Here is a 19,784-nt window from a genome sequence, read left to right as displayed (position 1 = left end):
TCAGTCCTTGTCGTCGTCCACTGCACGGAAGGCTGCTGCCGCTTCACGCTGAAGCTGCTGCGAGGTCACGCTCTGCTGAAACGCTCTTGACCGGATCGGCGGGGTGTCGCGACGCGCAAGGCTTTCGCGAGTGAGGAGCCTCGGCTTGTCCTCGCGGAAATCCACACCCTTGGACTTCCTTTGAACCTCGGCACCCTCGATGCCTTCGTCCGGCTTGAATTTCGTGACCTGCACGTGTGTCCCGAAGTGGACCTTGCGCTGAGGCGTTTGCCCGGGGAGCTTGCCCTCTCCATCGAAACGTTCGGGGGTCGCCGTGCGTTCCTTGATCATCAGTTGAGCGAACTGACTGAGGCTGTCCAGGATGTCTGGCCGCTTCGTGAAGAGGTCCGAACTCCGCGACGATCGCAACAGCGCGCAGTGCCTGATCACCTCGGCATCCACGTCGGAAGCGGACAGCTCACGGCGGTCATTGTCGCGGAACATCGCATTCGCCACCGCGAAGGCGGCCGCCGTGTCACCGCCGTTGCCGTCCATGAACGCCACCTTCGCATCCTGCGGCCCCGTCGGCACCATCCCCTCATGCGCGCGGATCCGCTGGCACACGGCAAGCAAGCGCCGGGGATCGATCGGCTCGCCGCCCTCAGACTCCACCCGGGTCCACGAGAGCTGTTGGGTCCGGGTTGCGCCGGATTCCTTGAGATCCAGTTGAACCTGCCGGTGGGTGGCCGTATCCCCCAGACCTTTCGCGGGTGCCGACATCTCCGCCGGCCGGAAATGCACACTCCTCTGGTTGCCCCCCAGTTCTTCGGCCCAGGACCGCATCGCCTTTTCGCGCTTGCCACTGACCGCGTTCTCCTGCGTCAGGTCGATGACGTGCGTGATCTGGTGATTGACACAGGCCTCGACGAAGGCAGTGGCATCAGAACGGTGCTCCGGGGCCGCCATCACCGACGCGCTGGGGGAGAGGTGCGTGGCGTCCAGTTCCCGCCCCTTGGTCCCCATTCCGCCGGCGCGCATGAGCCCGTCCAGGTTGACGGCCAACGCATCGCGTCCCGTCCCGAATACGGTTTGGTCGCGGTCAAATGACCGGGTCTTCGAATCGAGCTGATTCAGCAGGTCCTGACCCCGCTTCGGCGATCCAGCCTGGGACGGGCTGGTCTCCGCCAATGAGGAAATTGCCGCCCGGAGAGTGTCAAGAATGGTCATGATGAAGCACCGCCTATCGAACTGTGAAGTTCGGTTGGTGCGGCTTTCCCGCGACACCGACCGCTCGCGGTTGCCCGATCCTTGATGGATGTCAAAAGACACCGCCATTCATTGCACCGTGCGATCCGCCGTCACACCCGGGAAGTCCCCGAGGCAAGGTGTCATCTTCCTTGGGTAGAAACGCGCCATCGAAGCGCCGCCCTTGAGCGGCGCCATGGAGCGGCGCCAACAGCCAGGAGGCGCATCGGCCGGAACCCCTCGCCGGCCGGGTCGTATGGGAATCTCAGACATCGAACATCACGAGGACAGCGCCGCCGCCAGCGTGGCGATCCAGGTCCGGGCCGAGCGGCTGAGCAGCCTGCAGGCCCGCGTGGCCATGCCCGCGGCCGTCGGTGCGCTGTTCGGGCTGCTGCCCGTCGTGCTGCTGTGGCCGCACCTGCCCGTCGCGGACCTGCTGGGCTGGCTGGGCGCGCGCTGGATCATCTCGCTGTGGCGCACCGTCCAGGCCCGACGCTTCCTCGCCCTGCCGCTGCAGGAACGCGCGTCGCCGCGCGAGGAGCGGCGCTACCTGGCGCTGCTCGGACTGGACGGCCTGTCCTGGGGCGTGATCGGGGCGCTCTTCGCCACGCCCAACCTGCCGGAGATCGACGGCGCCGTCATGACGACCTTGGTCGGCCTGGTCGCCTTCACGATGGTGTCGCTGGGCCACTGGGCGCGGGGTCAGGCCTTGTTCGCCTCGCTGGTGATCGCGCCGCTGGCGATCCGGCTCGCGCTGCAAGGCGGCGTGACGGGCTGGCTCAGCGTCGGCGGCCTGACCATGTTCTGGCTGCTGACGGTGCTGGAATCCCGCCGCATCGAGGCCGGCACGCTGGAACTGCTGCGCCTGCGCTTCGAGCAGGCGCGACTGGCCGAGCAGCGCCGGCTGGCGCTCGACGCCGCCGAGGAAACGAGCAACAGCAAGAGCCGCTTCGTCGCGGTGATGAGCCACGAGATCCGCACGCCGCTCAACGGCATCATCGGCATGACCCAGCTGCTGGAGCGCGGCGACCTCAGCGCGCAGCAGCGCGAGCAGGTCGAGATCGTGCGCCGTTCCGGCCGGCATCTGATGACGCTGGTCAACGATATCCTGGACCTGGCGCGCATCGAGTCCGGCAAGCTGGTCGTCGAGGCCCGGCCCTTCGACCTGCGCGAGGTCGCCGGCGACGTCGCCCGGCTGCTGGGCGAGTCCGCGCGGGCCAAGGGCCTGGACTTCACGCTGAGCGTCGCGCCGCAGCTCCCGACCCGCGCGATGGGCGACGCCTCGCGCATCCAGCAGGTGCTGCACAACCTGGTGGGCAACGCCATCAAGTTCACCGACCACGGCCGCGTCGCGCTCGAGGTCTCGTCGGTGCTGGACATGCGCGCCGGCACCCTGCTCCACTTCGCGGTCCGCGACACCGGCGACGGCATCCCCGCGGACCAGCTCGAACGCATCTTCGCGCCCTTCGAGCAGGCGGGGCGGACCGGCGCCGACCGGACCCGCCGGGACGGCGCGGGACTGGGGCTGACGATCTCCCGCGAGATCGCCCGGGCCATGGGCGGCGACCTGCGCTGCGCGTCGACGCCGGGCCAGGGATCGGTGTTCGAGTTCACCCTGCCGCTGCAGACCTGCGCCGCCGAGGCGGCCCCGCCGCGCGCGCCCTCCGCCGCAACGCCGCCGCAGCCGCTGCCCCGCCTGGAGGGCCGCGTGCTGCTGGTGGACGACAGCCCCGTCAACCTGCTGGTGGCCACGACGATGCTGGAGCGCTGCGGCCTGCGCGTCGTGCCGGCCGAACACGGGCGCGAGGCGCTCGAACATCTGCGCGCGCAGCGCTTCGACCTCGTGCTGATGGACTGCCACATGCCCGAGCTGGACGGTTATGCGACGACGATCGCCTGGCGGCAGGAGGAGGCGCGCCGGCTGCTGCCGCGCACGCCGGTGGTGGCGCTGACCGCCAGCACCGTCGAGGACGACCGCGCCCGATGCCTGGCCAGCGGCATGGACGGCCACCTGGTCAAGCCGTTCGAGATGGACGAGCTGCTGGCCGTGGTCGCGCAGCACCTGCCGGCCTCGCCGGCCGCCGCGGCCGCCTGAGCGGTCCGATCCGCTCCGCTCGATCCGCTCGATCCGCCTGAATCCACCCCTGCTCGGCGGCCCCTCGCGCGGCGGCTGATAATCCCCGCCCATGCAGGTTTTCCGCGGCTTCCACCATCCCGGCATCGCGGCGCAGTGCGCGCTGACGATCGGCAACTTCGACGGCGTCCATCGCGGCCACCAGGCCATGCTGGCGCTGCTGCTGTCGGAGGCCCGACACCGCGGCCTGCCGACCTGCGTGCTGACCTTCGAGCCGCACCCGCGCGACTTCTTCGCGCACAAGCTCGGCAAGCCCGAACTGGCGCCCGCGCGCATCGCCACGCTGCGCGACAAGCTCCAGGAACTGGAACGCTGCGGCATCGACCAGGTCGTGGTGCTGCGCTTCGACGAGGCGCTGGCCTCGCTGCCCGCGCAGGACTTCATCCAGCGCGTGCTCATCGACGGGCTGGGGACGCGGTACGTGCTGGTGGGCGACGACTTCCGCTTCGGCGCCAAGCGCCAGGGCGACTACGCGACGCTGGACGCCGCCGGGCAGCGCCTGGGCTTCGACGTCGCGCGGATGATGAGCTATGAGGTGCACGGCCTGCGGGTGTCCAGCTCCGCCGTGCGCGAGGCGCTGGCCGCCGGCGACATGGACGGCGCGGCGCGGCTGCTGGGGCGGCCGTACGCGATCTCGGGCCATGTGATCCACGGCCAGAAGCTGGGCCGGCAGCTGGCGGAGAGCGCGCCCGGCCAGGGCGACGGTTTCCGCACGCTGAACCTGAAGTTCGACCACGACAAGCCGGCGGCGCACGGGATCTTCGCCGTGCGCGTGCATGGCCTCGACGGCCAGGACCGCAACCTCGGCGGGGCGGGCGGGATCGTGCTGGACGGCGTCGCCTCGCTGGGCGTGCGGCCGACCGTCGAGGACGCCGGCCGCGTGCTGCTGGAGGTCCACGCGCTGGACTGGCCGGCGGCGCTGGCCGACCGCCTGGGGCCGGGCGAGGCCTACGGTAAACTCGTGCGCGTGGAACTCCTGCACAAACTGCGTGACGAAGCCCGTTTCGACGGCCTTGACGCCCTGACCGCCGCGATCCGTGAGGACGTCCGTCAGGCTCGCGCGTACTTCGCAGAACCGGCGACCACCCACGCCGCCGTCCGCAGACAGACCACCCGCGACCGAATTTGAAGGGCTGAGCACCCGACTGCTCACCTCGACCGCTCATTTCGACTGCTCAGCCGGCGCGCGGCCCTGCTTCCACAGCCCCCTGCCCAGCGCGCCACCCCCTCTTCCCTCGCGGCCCCCTCCTCCGGCCGCTCCTTCGATTGCCGCCGCCATGACCGACGCCTCCAAGCCCGACGCCCCCCTCGACGCGAAAGCCGACTACCGCTCCACGCTCAACCTGCCCGACACCCCCTTCCCGATGCGCGGCGACCTGCCCAAGCGCGAGCCGGGCTGGGTGAAGGAATGGGAAGACCAGGGCCTCTACCAGCGCCTGCGCGTCGCGCGCCAGGGCAAGCCCAAGTTCGTGCTGCACGACGGCCCGCCCTACGCCAACGGGCAGATCCACATGGGTCACGCGGTCAACAAGATCCTGAAGGACATGATCGTCAAGGCGCGCCAGCTGGAAGGCTTCGACGCCGCCTACATCCCCGGCTGGGACTGCCACGGCCTGCCGATCGAGAACCAGATCGAGAAGACCTTCGGCCGCGGCCTGCCGCGCGACGAGGTGCAGGCCAGGAGCCGCGCCTACGCCACCGAGCAGATCGACCAGCAGCGCCTGGACTTCAAGCGCCTGGGCGTGCTGGGCGACTGGGACCATCCGTACCGGACCATGGACTTCAAGAACGAGGCCGGCGAGTTGCGCGTGCTCAAGCGCCTGTTCGAGCGCGGTTTCGTCTACCGCGGTCTGAAGCCGGTGTACTGGTGCTTCGACTGCGGCTCCTCGCTGGCCGAGTTCGAAATCGAGTACGCCGACAAGGACTCCCCGGCCGTCGACGTGGCCTTCCTGAGCGCGGAGCCGGAGAAGCTCGCGGCCGCCTTCGGCGTGTCCACGCTCGACAAGGAAGCGTTCACCGTCATCTGGACGACGACGCCCTGGACCATCCCCGCCAACCAGGCGCTGAACCTCAACCCCGAGCTGCCGTACGCGCTGGTCGACACGGAGCGCGGCTACTTCGTCGTGGCCGAGGCGCTGGTCGAGAAGTGCCTGGCCCGCTGGGGCATCGAAGGCAGGACCGTGGCGGTCACGCCGGGCAAGTCCTTGGAGCTGCTGAAGTTCAAGCACCCGCTCGCGCACGTGCACCCGGGCTTCGATCGCGAGAGCCCCGTGTACCTCGCCGACTACGCCACCGCCGACGACGGCACGGGCGTGGTCCATTCGGCGCCGGCCTACGGCGTGGACGACTTCAACTCCTGCGTCGCGCATGGCCTGGCGTTCAAGGACATCCTGAACCCGGTGCAGGGCAACGGCGTCTATGAGGCCGAGCTGCCGCTGTTCGGCGGCCAGCACATCTGGAAGGCCAACCCGGTCATCGCCGCGGCCCTGCAGGACGCCGGCCGCCTGATGGCGCACAGCAAGATCCGCCACAGCTATCCGCACTGCTGGCGCCACAAGTCGCCGGTGATCTACCGCGCGGCCGCGCAGTGGTTCGTGCGTATGGACGAGGGCGACGGCGTGTTCACCGTGGACAAGGCCGACAAGACCTTGCGCCAGCTCGCGCTGGATGCGATCGAGCAGACCAGCTTCTACCCCGAGAACGGCCGGACGCGCCTGCACGACATGATCGCCGGCCGGCCCGACTGGTGCATCTCGCGTCAGCGCAGCTGGGGCGTGCCGCTGCCGATCTTCCTGCACAAGGACAGCGGCCAGCCGCATCCGAAGACGCTGGAGTTCATCGAGCGCGCCGCGCAGCTGGTCGAGGCCGGCGGCATCGAGGCCTGGTCCAAGCTGGATCCGGTGGAGTGGCTGGGCGCGGAAGCCGAGCAGTACTCGAAGGGCCAGGACATCCTGGACGTGTGGTTCGACTCGGGCTCCACCTTCCAGCACGTGCTCAAGGGCTCGCACGCTGGCGCGGCGCACGAGACCGGCCCGGAGGCCGACCTCTACCTCGAAGGCCACGACCAGCATCGCGGCTGGTTCCATTCGTCGCTGCTGATCTCCTGCGCCATCAACGGCCGCGCGCCCTACCGCGGTCTGCTGACCCACGGCTTCACCGTGGACAGCAAAGGCCGCAAGATGAGCAAGTCGCAGGGCAACGGCGTCGATCCCCAGGAGACCAGCAAGAAGCTGGGCGCCGAGATCATCCGGCTGTGGGTGGCGGCGTCCGACTACTCGGGCGACATCGCCGGCGACGAGAAGATCCTGGCGCGCGTCGTGGACGGCTACCGCCGCATCCGCAACACGCTGCGTTTCCTGCTGGCCAACACCTCGGACTTCGACGCGGCGACGGACGCCGTGCCGCTGGACCAGCTGCTGGAGGCCGACCGCTACGCGCTGGCCCGCGCGGCGCAGTTCCAGGAGGAGATCCTCGCGCACTACCAGCGCTACGAGTTCCATCCCGTCGTGGCGAAGCTGCAGGTGTACTGCTCGGAGGACCTGGGCGCGTTCTACCTGGACGTGCTGAAGGACCGCCTGTACACGAGCGCGCCGAAGTCGGCCGCACGCCGATCGGCGCAGACGGCGCTGTGGCACATCACGAACGCGATGCTGCGCTGGATGGCGCCGTTCCTGAGCTTCACCGCCGAGGAGGCGTGGAAGGTCTTCGCCGGCAAACAGGCCGGCGACACCATCTTCACCGAGACCTACTGGTCGGTCGGCGTCGCGCACGACGACGGCCTGATCGCGAAGTGGAACCGCATCCACGAGATCCGCGATGCGGTGAACAAGGCGATCGAGGAAGTGCGCACGACCGGCGCGATCGGCTCGTCGCTGCAGGCCGAGGTCGCGCTGGGCGTGAACGCCGAGGACCTGGCCCTGCTGCAGAGCCTGGGCGACGACCTGAAGTTCGTGCTGATCACGTCCGCGGCAAGCGCGACGCTGGCCGGCGAGCTGAGCATCACGGTGACGCCGTCGCAGCATCAGAAGTGCGAGCGCTGCTGGCACTACCGCGCGGACGTCGGCGCCAATCCGGCGCATCCGACGATCTGCGGCCGCTGCGAGAGCAATCTCTACGGCGACGGCGAGGTGCGGACGATCGCTTGACGGGGACGGGCGGCGGCGGCGGCCCGAGCGTGTCCAGATCGATATCGAGCTCGATCAGTTGATCGAAGCGCCAATCGGTCCAGCCGCGCGCCTGCAGGGTCAGTCGTCCCCGGTGGAGACCGGGCGGCAGATGCGGGTTGTCTTCGGTATGGAAGCGCACCGTCACTGATCCGGCCGAGCGGCCACAGGAAAAGCCGTCTTCCATGCGGGCCGTCGTTCCGCCGCACAGGGGATCGCGATGCGCTCGCAACACGACCTGTCGTTCCTGCTGGCTCACCGCATCGCGCACCGTCACGTCGATCCTGCTGGGGCCGTGACTGCCGCTCCACAGGCCGGTCGCCGGTCCCCGCGCACTATCCTGGGGAGGCACCGTGTAGTAGACCGAGCCACGTCTGGTTTCTCTGGCCAGGTTGGGCGAGACATATGCCGTCGTGGTCGAGACCTGACCCCGCAGCAGATGCCGGATATCGACATGGAGGGTCACGCGCTCACGGCGGGAACGATCCAGCCAGGACAACGCGTCGACATCGAAGCGGCCGACATAGGTGCCGGGTTTCAGGCCGGGGTTGTCCTCCGCTCGAAAAGCCACCCTCAATCGGTTGTCCCTCGATCCGGGGCAAGGCGCGGCATCCTCGATGGGCGCGCGGCGACATCCTGCATCACGGAGCGCGCGGAGCTGGATTCTGGCGGCCGCGCCCGTGCGGGACTCTTTCACGTTCACCGTGATCGTGCTCATTCCGGACTCGCCTGACCATCGACCGACGGCAGGCCCGACAGCGCCGGTCTGCGGCGGAATGAGAAAGAAGACGTCGTGGCCCGATGGGTCGAGGGCATGGTTCCGCGACACGAACGGCGTCAAAGCAGACACCGACATCCGTTCCGAGTACAGGACTGCCCCTGGGAAGACTGCATGGATCCACGCCGCATAGCGCGACACCTGGGGCGATGTCGCCCACTCCGGCTGCCCGCGAGAGCCGCCACCGGCGGTAACGCCGGAGAGCTGCCAATAGCCCCTGTTCCGATGCCACCACGGCGAGCCGCTGTCGCCGAAGTACGGAATCGCCCATGACGGGTGCGGCGACGTCGGTTGATACGTCGTGCTCGCGCCCAGCCCTTCATCGACGAGGTGGGAGATGGTCGCTTCGCCAGCGATTCGCGCGTTGCCCGATGGCACGCCAAGAACGGTCCTTCCCACGCCCGTCCGCCCCTGCCCGACGAAGTGGACGGTCTCCGCGATACGAAGGTCGTCCTCAGCAATGGTCGGCGGCTCCAGTCGCCTCCCGTGGGCGTCAACGGGCGTATCGACCCGCGGTAATCGCAGCAAGGCGATGTCCTCGGAGAAGCGCTTGCCGGTGGGCATCCAAAGGGGCTTTGGCGGCTTGATGGCCCATCCATCGCCATCTGCAATGACTCGACCGCGCCAGTCGCGAAACGTCTGGCGATTGCCCTTTGCTTCGCCGTACTCTGACTTGATGCAATGGGAGGCCGTCAAGAGATAGGTGTAAAACCCTTGCTCGCCGAGCCACGCGGCCGAACATCGATCGATCCGCCCCACGGTCAGGAATTCTGCAGCCAGGCTGCGCGCATACAAAGGCCAGAAAACCTTGGGAAAGGTCTGGTCCACCGCGTCCAGGTTGCCACCGAGCTCGACGAACTTTGCCTCGCTGATCATCACGGCATCGGCCGCTGGAGCGATGCACAGGCCGCCGATACAGGCGAACACCAGCCTCAGCGCGGGGGCCACGCTGCCCCCTCGACAATCTCTCACCGCGACTCCTCGCTTGAAATGGAGCCGCTCAGTAGATGGCGGGGGCAACCCGCGTCAGGCGTTTTCCCGTCGAGTCGGGATCAACCAGCCGAGGCCCGCGCTGGTGCCTCCGGGCACTGCGCCGCGCCGAGGTCGATACTCACAGCCGATCCAGCCGTCCCATCCACTCGTCGCCGCCATCTCGTCGATCGCGGCCAGCGCCCCTCGCCAGTCGAGTGAACCCTCGTCCGGCTCATGCCGGTCCGGCACGCCCGCGATCTGGCAATGACCGACGCGGCCCGTCGGCAGGTATAGGCGCACCTGCGCGACCACGTCGCCCTCGACGCGCTCACAGTGGTACAGGTCCATCTGGACCTTCAGGTTGACAGAGCCGAGGCGCTCGACGATGGCGTGCGCCTCGTCCTGCCGCTGAAGCAGGTAACCGGGCATGTCGTGCGGGTTGATGGGCTCGATCGTCAGCCCGATCCCGGCGCTCGCGGCCCGCGCCGCCGCCCAATGCAGCCGCTCTTCGTAGCGTGCCATCGCCGCGTCGCGATCACTCCCGGCGGGCAGCAGGCCGGCAAGCACATGCACGCGCGGCACTGCGACCGTCGAGGCATACGCGAGCGCGCGCTCGATGCCATCACGGAAGTCCGCTCCCCGGCCCTCGACCGACGCCAGGCCGCGTTCCCCCGCCGCCCAATCACCCGCCGGGGCATTCATCAGCACCACGCGCAAGCCCTGACCCTCCGCGCGGGCACGCAGCTCGGAGGCAGGGACGTCGTAGGGGAACAGGCACTCCACGCCCGTGAAACCATCCCGCGCCGCAGCCTCGAAGCGGTCGAGGAACGGCAGCTCCTGGTACAGGAAACTCAGGTTGGCGGCGAAGCGGGGCATGGGACGTAGTGTCACCGAGCCCGGCGCAAGGTCGCCCGGGGCCGGCGGAGTGGCCGAGCCGGGGCGCCAACTCGCTCCGCTCACCTGCGGTTCGCTGCGCTCGAACAGACGGCGCCCCAAGTCAGTCCGGGGCTCGGCCACTCCGCCGGCCCCGGGCGACCTCGCGCCATCTCCACCGATGCTCAGCAGCAGCGGCCGGTGCGGGAGCTGTAGCGGGCCTCCTGCCGTTCACGGAAGAAGGCCTCGTAGCTCAGCGGCGTCTGGTCCGGGTGCGTGCGGGCCGTGTGCTCCAGATAGGCGCCGTAGTCCGCGCCGATCAGTTGCTGCCGCACGCCGCGCGCCATGTAGCGACCCGCCTGCAGGACGTCGGACGCGGTCGACAACGCAGCTTGCGCCGCCTGCGCCGCGACCTCGGCCGCCTGCTTAAGCATGACCACCCACCGTCACGCCTTCCGGCATGCGCTCGAACGGCGTCTCGTGCACCGACGGCTTGCGCTCGGCGCGCGCCTTCAGCACCGCCTTCACGCTGTAGACGAGCACGCTCACGACCACGAACATGAAGAGCGCGCACAGCGCCGCATCCAGCCGGTCGTTGAAGATCACCCGCTCCATCGCCTCCAGGCTCTTGGCCGGCGCCAGCACCTTGCCCGCCGCCAGCGAGTCCGCGTACTTCCCGGCATGCGCCAGGAAGCCCACCTTGGGATCGTCGCTGAAGATCTTCAGCCAGCCCGCCGTCATCGTGCAGACCAGCAGCCAGGCGGCCGGCAGGATGGTCGTCCAGGCGTAGCGGTCCTTCTTCATCTTGAACAGCACCACCGTGCCCAGCAGCAGCGCCACCGCGGCCAGCATCTGGTTGGCGATGCCGAACAGCGGCCACAGCGTGTTGATGCCGCCCAGCGGATCCACCACGCCCTGGTACAGGAAGTAACCCCACGCCGCCACGCACAGGCCCGTGGCGATCAGGTTGGCCGGGAGCGACTCGGTGCGCTTGAGCGCCGGGACGAAGGTGCCCAGCAGGTCCTGCAGCATGAAGCGGCCAGCGCGCGTGCCCGCGTCGACGGCGGTCAGGATGAACAGCGCCTCGAACAGGATCGCGAAGTGGTACCAGAAGGCCATCATCGCCTTGCCGCCGACCACCTGGTGCAGGATGTGGGCCATGCCCACCGCCAGCGTCGGCGCGCCGCCGGCACGCGCGAGGATGGTGTTCTCGCCCACGTCCTTGGCCGTCTGCACCAGCATCTCCGGCGTGATCACGAAGCCCCAGGTGGACAGCGTCGCCGCCACCTGGTCGGGCGTCGTGCCCACCAGCGCGGCCGGGCTGTTCATCGCGAAGTAGACGCCCGGCTCGATGCACGAGGCCGCCACCAGCGCCATCACCGCGACGAAGGACTCGGCCAGCATGCCGCCGTAGCCGATGAAGCGCGCATTGACCTCGTTGTCCAGCATCTTGGGCGTCGTGCCCGAGCTGATCAGCGCGTGGAAGCCCGACACCGCGCCGCAGGCGATCGTGATGAACAGGAAGGGGAACAGGTTGCCCGACCACACCGGGCCGTTGCCGGCCGCGAACTGCGTGAACGCCGGCATCTGCAGCGGCGGGGCGACGATCACGATGCCGATGGCCAGCGCGATGATCGTGCCGATCTTCAGGAAGGTGGACAGGTAGTCGCGCGGCGCGAGCAGCAGCCACACCGGGATGCTCGCGGCAACGAAGCCGTAGCCGATCAGCATCCACGTCAGCGCCTTGCCGTCGTACGTGAACAGCGGCGCCCACGCGGGACTCTCATGCACCCACTGGCCGCCGATGATGGCCAGCATCAGCAGCACGAAGCCGATGATGGAGACCTCGCCGATGCGGCCCGGACGGATGAATCTCAGGTACACGCCCATGAACAGCGCGACCGGGATGGTCGCCGCCACGGTGAAGGTGCCCCAGGGCGAACCCGCCAGTGCCTTCACCACGATCAGCGCGAGCACCGCCAGGATGATGATCATGATCATGAACGCGCCGAACAGCGCGATCACGCCGGGCACCGTGCCCATCTCCTGCTTGACGAGGTCGCCCAGCGAGCGGCCGTCGCGACGCGTCGAGATGAACAGCACGATGAAGTCCTGCACCGCGCCGGCGAAGATCACGCCGGCCAGGATCCACAGCAGACCCGGCAGGTAGCCCATCTGCGCGGCCAGCACCGGACCGACCAGCGGGCCGGCGCCGGCGATCGCGGCGAAGTGGTGGCCGTAGAGCACGTACTTGTGGGTCGGGACGAAGTCCAGGCCGTCGTTGTGCTTCCAGGCGGGGGTCTTGCGGGTGGGGTCCAGGCCCAGCACCTTCGTGGCCAGGAACAGGCTGTAGTAGCGGTAGCCGATCAGGTACACGCAGATCGCCGCGACGACGACCCACAGTGCACTGACGGCTTCACCGTTCGCCAGGGCGACGGTGGCCAGGGCGAAGGCCCCGAGGATGGCCACGCCCGCCCAGGCGAGGTGGCGACTCATGTTCGACATCGATGTCTCCTTTTATCGTCGCGCGCCCGGCGGCCACGAAGGACGACGACACGCGCGGGCTGTCTTGCGGCGGCAGTTTCCGTTCCTGTGACGTTTTTCACATCCGTTGCACGGACTAGGTCCGGGACGTGGGAGCACGTAAGGGTCAACCCTCAGACCCCACCGTTGCTCCCCGGTGGCTCCCACCGCGTGGCCTTCACCGCCCCCATCCGCACGATCCCGCGACTCAAGGCGTCCGCCAGGTCCTCACCCCGCTCGAACATGGCCATGGCGGTGGCGGCCCGCCACGCCCGCGCCTCCGAGATCCCGGCACGCGGAGCGCCGGAAACGCCGCGGACCAGTTCCGGATGCAGACACTGCGCACCAAGCATCGTCATCGGCCGTCCCACACATTCGGCGTTGAATGCGGCTCGTAGCGCCGTCGGGCTGACGCTGAGCGCGCGGGCCACGCGTTCGAGGTTGTTGCAGCGCAGCGCCTTCTCGCGCAGGTCGTCGTTCGAGAACATCACGCGCATGAGATCGATCGGGGACCGGTAGTCGGAGCCCCGGGACTTCTTCCCCAATTTCTCGAAGGCGGCCTGACGGTTCGACTCCGCCGTGTCGGCGGACAAGGGCGGCGGCACGAAGCGTCGCGCCAGCGGATGCTGCATCGCCAGCCGTTCGGCGAGCGCCGGCTCGCATCGCAATTGCAGGACCAGACCCGCCCGCAACGCGATGCCGTCGCGACAACAGTCCGGCGCCGTCTGTCCGCAGGATTCGTGACAGCGTCGGGCCGCCTCGGCCGCCAGTTCGAACACCAGGCTGGCCCACAACGGCCGGCTGATCCGCATCACCGGATGGGCCTCGCCGCCGACCTCGCGCACTTCGCCGAGGCCGATGTGCGCGCTGCCGTCGTACGCGAAGAATCCGCAGAGCCAGGGACGGCGGCACGCGGTGGACCCTGCGTCCGGATCCTGCGCCATCAGGACGCGGCCCTCCTTGCACCGGTCGAAGAACGCCCAGCTGACCAGCGGGCCCATGCCGGCCGGAAAGAGGCCCATCCCCTGCAGGCAGACGCTGATGTCGAAGAGGAATGCCGCATGGTGATCGGGCCGGTCCGTCGACACCCAGGTCTCCGGCCCTTCGAGTTCGGCCAGCCAGCGGTGAGCCGCAAGAGAGGGCGCAGGACCGGCCTCCGCGACAACGGACGAGGCGGACGAGGCGGACGAGCGCAGGACAGCGAGCCGCTGGTCGGGCGGCATCGAAGAGGGGCTTCTGGAAGCACCGGACGCAGAGGACAACATGGCGCGGCAGGTCGGCAGGAGGTCCCCTCTGTCGGCGCCTGCGCCGTGCCGGTTTCACGGTCTGCGCCTTCGGGTGCCCCGTACAGCGCCCCCCAGCGTCAGCGCCCGTCAGCGCCCGTCAGGGTCCGTCAGACAGGATCGCGATGCAGTCCGCGCGCGTGCTCCACGGCGTAGCGGATCAGTTCCGCCTGGCCTTCCAGGTCGAGCTTGCGCTTGATGTTCTGCCGGTGGGTCTCGACGGTCCTCACGGACAGGTCGAGCGTCCTGGCGATCTGCTTGCTGGATTCGCCGCGGGCCAGCGCGGAGAGAATCTCGCTCTCGCGCGGCGAGAGGATGGGCCGCGGCTGCTGGCTGCGGAACATCCGCTTGGAGACGCCCGGGCTGAGGAAGGTGCCGCCGGCCGCGACGGCGTCGATCGCGGCGACGATCTCCCCCGCCGGCGCATCCTTGAGCACATAGCCCCGCGCGCCGGCCTGCAAGGCGCGCTGCACGTATTCGGGGTTGTCATACATGCTGTACATCAGGACGCGGAGATCGGGCACGCGTTCCAGCATCGTCTGCGCGAGCTGGATGCCGTTGTGCCCCTTCAGGCCGACGTCCAGCAGCACCACCTGAGGCTGCGTGGCGATCAGCATCATCATCGCCTCCTCCGCGGTGCCGGCCTCCCCGACGACGAGGTAGCGCGCCTCGCCCTGCAGCCGCGAGCGCACGCCCTCGCGCACCAGCGGATGGTCGTCCACCAGCAGGATCCGGACGGAGGAAAGGTCGGCACTCATGGCACGGGATTGTCGCGCGCCAGGCGGCTGATCGCCGACGCGGGCACCACGGCCTCGACCTGCGTGCCGTGGCCCGGGCTGGACTGCAGGTCCAGCACCCCGCCGACCGAGGCCATGCGTTCACGCATGTTGCGCAGGCCGATGCCCTGGCTGGGATCGGCGCGTTCCGCATCGGCGGGATCGAAACCCGCGCCGTCGTCCAGGACGCGCAGCAGCACCGCGCCGGCATCGCCGCGGGCTGCCTCCGGCGCGAACTCGAGCGCCATCTCCACGCGCGCCGCGCCGGCGTGCTTGGCGACGTTGGTCAAGGCCTCCTGGGCGACGCGGAACAGCACCGTGTTGAGCAGTTCCGGCAGCTCGCGCGGCGAGCCGGAGACGCTCATGGCCACAGGCACCGAGCCGGCCTCGTCGAACTCGCGCGCGAGATGCGCCAGCGCCGCCGGCAGTCCCAGCGTGTCGAGCAGCGCGGGGCGAAGCCGGTGCGACAGGCCGCGCACCTCGCTCAGGCTCGCGTTGAGGCGCTCGAGCGCGCGCGGCAGCAGCGCGGTCGAGCCCGCCTGCTGCGCCGATTCGATCAGCAGCTTGGTCGACACCAGCGTCTGGCTGACGCCGTCATGCAGCTCGCGCGAGAGGTGCGCGCGCTCGTCCTCCTGCGAGCGCACCACCTCGTGCGCCAGCGCGCGCAACCGGGCCTCCGACTGGCGGTGTTCGCTGAGGTTCAAGGCCAGCGCGGACGCGCTGATCAACGCGACGCCGAACACCGCGATCGCCGCGATGCCCCACATGGTCCGCGCGATGTTGGCCTGCGCCTCGCGGTCGAGCTGCTCCAGCGTCGCGCGGATGCCGTCCAGGTACAGGCCCGTGCCCAGCATCCAGTTCCAGCGCTCCATCGCGACGACGTAACCCAGCTTGGGCGCCATCTCGCCGCTGGAGGGCTTGCGCCAGAGGTACTCGACATAGCCGCCGCCGGCCCGGGCCTGCTCGACCAGTTGCTGGATCGTCGGCCGGCCCAGCGGATCGCGCAGCCCCCAGAGATCGCGACCGAGCAGTTCCGGCTGGCGGGAGTGCATCAGCACCCTGCCCTGCAGGTCGTAGACGAAGAAGTAGCCGTCCTCGCCGTAGTCCAGCGAGGACAGCAGCCGCAGCGCCTCGCGCTTGTCGCGTTCGACATCGGCGTCGGTCGTCCGGGCGGCGAGCGCGGGCGAGCGCTCGTACAGCGGCTGCAGCGTGCTGACCGCCAGCTCGACGTAGTGGCGCAGTTCGTCGCGGCGCGCGTCCATGTAGGCGCGCTGCACGGCTTCGTGCTCGCGGGCGAGCAGCTCGCGCTCCTGCTGGCGCACCGCCACCGCGATCAGCAGCAGCGAGGCGACCAGCGGCAGCAGCGCCAGTAGCAGGATCTTCAGGCGCAGTCTCATCGGGTCGTCATCCGCTCTCACCATCCGGTCATCATCGGAAGCGCAACGATGGCGGCTTCCCCGGCCCGCACTCTAGCCGCACGGCCGGGCCTCGGCGGGCGCTACAGTTGCGGGTTCCGCCCGACGTCCCGTCACGCAGCCCCCTTCCCGCAGCATCCATGGCCACCAAGTCCCCGTCCGCCTCGAACAACCGCCTCATCCAGTGGCTGGCGATCGCCCTGCTGGTCATCGTGGCCGATCAGTTCACCAAGGTCCTGATCCTGCACAGCTTCCAGTACGGGGACAGCCACTACGTGCTGCCCTTCTTCAACCTGGTGCGGGTCCACAACACCGGCGCGGCGTTCAGCTTCCTGGCGGGCGCGTCGGGCTGGCAGCGCTGGTTCTTCGTCGGACTCGGGGTGGTCGCGACCATCTTCATCGTCTGGATGCTGCGCCGCCACGGCCACCAGACGCAGTTCGCCTGGGCGCTCAGCCTGATCCTGGGCGGCGCGGTGGGCAACATCGTCGACCGGCTGCTGCACGGCTACGTCGTCGACTTCATCCAGCTGCACTGGGCCGGCTGGTACTACCCGTCCTTCAACATCGCCGACAGCGCCATCACGATCGGCGCCGTGCTGCTGATCTGGGACGAGCTGCGCCGCGTCAAGCGCGGCTGAGCACCGGGCGCGCGGGAGCGCGCCCTTCGACACCCTGCACGCCCCTCGCCACTAGGGTTCCCCCGGGGAAACGGGGCTGGCTTTCGCACGCCCGTCTGCGTAGCCTTTGCACTGAGGAGGGAGGCCGTCACGCGGGCGCGGGCGGCCCGGCACGCGTGGGCCTTCGACGTGACGAAGTGGACATCGCGGCCATGGACAGGACACGGGCGACGGCGACAATCCGCTGCGACCAAACGTAACCAAGAACAGGGCCGAACAGGGCCACGCTCCCATGCTCGACTTCTCCTGCCTGACCCACTATGACTGGCTCGATGTGCCCATGTGGGTGTACGACCAGGAGCGTCAGCGCAACCTCTGGGCCAATGCCGCCGCGCTGGGTTTCTGGCGGGCCGACAGCGCCGAGGAATTCCTCTCCCGCGACCTCAGCGACATGAGCCCCTCGGTGGCCGAGCGGCTGGCCGTGACCGCCGCCGATCACACGCAGGGCAAGCTCGTGCGCGAGCAATGGACGCTCTATCCCAAAGGCCAGCCGGCGACGGTGATGCTGGTCTCCCGCGGCATCCGCACGCCCGACAAGCGCCAGGTGATGCTGTTCGCGGCGGACTCGCTGGTCAGCGGCGTCGACAAGAGCCTGCTGCGCGGCGTCGAGGCCTTGCAGCACACCTCCGTGCGGATCGCGGTGTTCTCGCTGCGCGACGGCAGCGTGCTGATGCGCAACCCCGCCGCGGCGATGTGCTTCAACGGTCTGCGCAAGACCATAGGCGCCACCGATTTCAGCGCGATCTTCCCGGAGCCCGACCTCGCGCGTCGCATCGTCGCGCAGGTGCGCGGCGGCCAGACCTTCGGCGCCGAGCTGGAGATCAACACCGCCAACGGCCGCCGCTGGCACGCCGTCGATGCGCGCCCGATGCGCGACCCGGTCAGCGGCGAGGTCGTGCTGCAGCTCAACGCGCGCGACATCGGCGACTTCAAGGCCACGCAGGCGCAGCTCGAGGCCGCGCGCGAAGCCGCCGAGGCGGCGAGCCAGGCCAAGAGTTCCTTCCTGGCCAACATGAGCCACGAGATCCGCACGCCGATGAACGGCGTGCTGGGCCTGACCGAGCTGGTCCTGCAGACCGAGCTCAACGAGCGCCAGCGCAAGTTCATCGAGCTCGCGCACAGCTCGGCCAAGGGCCTGATGGTCATCATCAACGACCTGCTGGACATCGCCAAGATCGAGGCCGGCCGCGTGATCATCGACCAGGCGCCGTTCAGCCTGCACGACTGCCTGCGCGAGGCGCTGCATCCGCTGCTGCTGCAGGCGCACGAGAAGGGCCTGCAGCTGCATGCGCGCGTCCAGCCGGGCGTGCCGCAGCATCTGCTGGGCGATGCGCTGCGGCTGCGCCAGATCATGGTGAACCTGGTCGGCAACGCCTTGAAGTTCACCGAGAAGGGCGAGGTGCGCGTCGACATCCAGCGCGTGGACGCAGGCGGCGACGAGCCGGCCCATGCGGGTCCGCTGCGCCTGCGCATCGCGGTGCACGACACCGGCATCGGCATGACGCGCGAGCAGATCGCGCAGATCTTCAGCCCCTTCACGCAGGCCGACGGCAGCATCACGCGCCGCTACGGCGGCACCGGCCTGGGCTTGACCATCGTGAAGCGCCTGGTGGAGCTGATGGGCGGCGAGGTGCAGGTGGAGAGCCAGCCCGGCGCCGGCTCCTGCTTCAGCTTCGAAGTCAAGGTCTCGCAGCCGCTGGTGCTGGACGAGGTGCTGCGCACCGAGACCGTCGATGTCGACGTGCACGAGACGACGGCGGGGTCCCTCGACGGCGAACCGGCCACGGACTTCGGCGCCGACACCGTGCCCGCCGACCTCGACGACCTGCCCGCGCCGCGGCGCATCGTCACCGACGACAGCGCCAACGACGCGATGCTGGACGCGGAGACGGTGGCGGCCGACCTGGATCCGCCGCTCGCCTCCTCGGGCTCAAACCAGCAGCACGCCTGAGCCTGTCGTCGTGCGGGCTTCCAGCTCGCGATGGGCGCGCTGGACCTCGTCGAACGGATAACGCTGTTCGACCTCGATCTTCACCGCACCGCGCTCGACGGCCTGGAACAAGGCCCCTGAGATGTCCTGCGTCGCCTCGAGCGACGAGAGATGGACGAACAGCGACGGCCGCGTCAGGTAGAGCCCCGACGCCGACAGCGCCTTCAGCGAGATCGGCGGCACCACGCCGGACGCGTTGCCGAAGCTGACCATCAGGCCGAAGGGCCGCAGGCTCGCGAGCGAGCCTTCCCAGGTCGACGCGCCGACCGAGTCATAGACGACCTTCACGCCCTGGCCGCCGGTGATCTCCTTGACGCGATCGGCGAAGTTCTCCGTCGAGTAGTTGATCGCGAACTCCGCGCCGTGGTCCAGCGCGAGCTGGCATTTCGCGTCGCTGCCGGCGGTGCCGATCAGCCTCAGTCCGAGTGCCTTCGCCCATTGGCAGGCGATCAGCCCGACGCCGCCGGCCGCGGCGTGGAAGAGCACGTGGTCGCCGGCTTGAAGGCCGCCCTGCGGCAGCGTGCGCTGCAGCAGGTACTGCACCGTCATGCCCTTGAGCATCATCGACGCGCCCTGCTCGAAGCTGAGGAAGTCCGGCAGCTTCACGACGCACTTCGCGGGCATCACGCGCGCGGTCGCGTAGGCGCCGATCGGCTGGCTCGCGTACGCGGCGCGGTCGCCGACCTTCAGATGGGTCACGCCCTCGCCCACCGCCTCGATGAGGCCGGCGCCCTCCATGCCGAGGCCGGTCGGCAGCGGCAGCGGATAGACGCCGCTGCGGTGGTAGATGTCGATGTAGTTGAGGCCGCAGGCCGCGTGGCGGATGCGGATCTCGCCGGGGCCCGGGTCGCCGACCTCGACGGATTCGATCGTCAGGACCTCCGGTCCGCCGGGTTGCGAGATGCGCACGGCTCTGTCGCTCATCAGGGTTCTCCTCAAGGGGTGGATGTCGCTCGCGCGTCGCCCGACGCGTCGA

At 69.2% G+C, this 19,784-nt stretch carries 13 protein-coding genes and 1 pseudogene; 5 read left to right on the top strand and 9 right to left on the bottom strand.

Translation table 11 applies throughout. From position 1 onward, the window contains the following. Window positions 1–1,206 carry a hypothetical protein gene (locus ABE85_RS03120; RefSeq protein WP_067269964.1) on the bottom strand — a complete coding sequence of 402 codons (1,206 nt, stop codon included), beginning with the start codon at window positions 1,204–1,206 and terminating at the stop codon, window positions 1–3. Between the two features lie 274 nt (window positions 1,207–1,480). Between ABE85_RS03120 and ABE85_RS03115 the strand changes: the two genes are divergently transcribed. From ABE85_RS03115 to ileS, 3 genes are all read left to right on the top strand, one after another. Then, entirely contained in the window at window positions 1,481–3,319 is a 1,839-nt protein-coding gene (locus tag ABE85_RS03115) for an ATP-binding protein (RefSeq protein WP_067269962.1), read from the top strand. Window positions 3,320–3,410: 91 nt separating this feature from the next. Beyond that, the gene (locus ABE85_RS03110) at window positions 3,411–4,487 is read left to right on the top strand and encodes a bifunctional riboflavin kinase/FAD synthetase (RefSeq protein WP_067269960.1); all 1,077 of its coding nucleotides are present in this window, start codon (window positions 3,411–3,413) and stop codon (window positions 4,485–4,487) included. 148 nt (window positions 4,488–4,635) lie between these two features. After that, entirely contained in the window at window positions 4,636–7,503 is a 2,868-nt protein-coding gene (gene ileS / locus ABE85_RS03105; protein WP_067269958.1) for an isoleucine--tRNA ligase, read from the top strand. A 925-nt stretch (window positions 7,504–8,428) separates the two neighbouring features. Here ileS and ABE85_RS28230 read toward each other — a convergent pair. The 7 genes and pseudogenes from ABE85_RS28230 to ABE85_RS03075 form a co-directional block, all read right to left on the bottom strand. Continuing rightward, a pseudogene (locus ABE85_RS28230) lies at window positions 8,429–9,175 on the bottom strand (trypsin-like serine peptidase); the annotation flags it as partial. Window positions 9,176–9,325: 150 nt separating this feature from the next. Further along, the gene (locus ABE85_RS03100; protein ID WP_067269956.1) at window positions 9,326–10,147 is read right to left on the bottom strand and encodes a hydroxypyruvate isomerase family protein; all 822 of its coding nucleotides are present in this window, start codon (window positions 10,145–10,147) and stop codon (window positions 9,326–9,328) included. Between the two features lie 182 nt (window positions 10,148–10,329). After that, a complete protein-coding gene (locus ABE85_RS03095; protein ID WP_067269954.1) occupies window positions 10,330–10,578 on the bottom strand; it encodes a YbdD/YjiX family protein in 249 nt (82 codons plus the stop codon). Further along, complete coding sequence (locus ABE85_RS03090; protein ID WP_067269952.1) at window positions 10,571–12,649, bottom strand: carbon starvation CstA family protein; 2,079 nt, start codon at window positions 12,647–12,649, stop codon at window positions 10,571–10,573. The genes ABE85_RS03095 and ABE85_RS03090 overlap by 8 nt, the downstream gene beginning before the upstream one ends. 152 nt (window positions 12,650–12,801) lie before the next feature. Further along, window positions 12,802–13,890 (bottom strand): hypothetical protein, encoded by a 1,089-nt coding sequence (locus tag ABE85_RS03085; protein ID WP_067269950.1) that lies wholly within the window; start codon window positions 13,888–13,890, stop codon window positions 12,802–12,804. A gap of 170 nt (window positions 13,891–14,060) precedes the next feature. Further along, window positions 14,061–14,708, bottom strand: a complete 648-nt coding sequence (locus ABE85_RS03080; protein ID WP_067269949.1) for a response regulator transcription factor — start codon at window positions 14,706–14,708, stop codon at window positions 14,061–14,063. After that, window positions 14,705–16,123 (bottom strand): cache domain-containing protein, encoded by a 1,419-nt coding sequence (locus ABE85_RS03075; protein WP_067269947.1) that lies wholly within the window; start codon window positions 16,121–16,123, stop codon window positions 14,705–14,707. The genes ABE85_RS03080 and ABE85_RS03075 overlap by 4 nt, the downstream gene beginning before the upstream one ends. A gap of 158 nt (window positions 16,124–16,281) precedes the next feature. On the opposite strand from ABE85_RS03075, the gene lspA reads away from it, so the two are divergent. Together lspA and ABE85_RS03065 are read left to right on the top strand one after the other, a co-directional pair. Then, entirely contained in the window at window positions 16,282–16,779 is a 498-nt protein-coding gene (gene lspA, locus ABE85_RS03070; protein ID WP_067269945.1) for a signal peptidase II, read from the top strand. 271 nt (window positions 16,780–17,050) lie between these two features. Further along, window positions 17,051–18,769: an ATP-binding protein gene (locus tag ABE85_RS03065; protein ID WP_067269944.1), complete on the top strand. Its 1,719-nt coding sequence runs from the start codon at window positions 17,051–17,053 to the stop codon at window positions 18,767–18,769. Here the strand turns inward: ABE85_RS03065 and ABE85_RS03060 are convergent. Next, window positions 18,749–19,732 carry a quinone oxidoreductase gene (locus ABE85_RS03060; RefSeq protein ID WP_067269942.1) on the bottom strand — a complete coding sequence of 328 codons (984 nt, stop codon included), beginning with the start codon at window positions 19,730–19,732 and terminating at the stop codon, window positions 18,749–18,751. The genes ABE85_RS03065 and ABE85_RS03060 overlap by 21 nt on opposite strands. Window positions 19,733–19,784 lie beyond the last annotated feature (52 nt).

This window comes from Mitsuaria sp. 7, from assembly GCF_001653795.1.
Lineage (GTDB): Bacteria > Pseudomonadota > Gammaproteobacteria > Burkholderiales > Burkholderiaceae_C > Roseateles.
The sequence above is the reverse complement of the archived record's forward strand: the minus strand, read 5'-3'. Positions and strand labels throughout refer to the sequence as shown.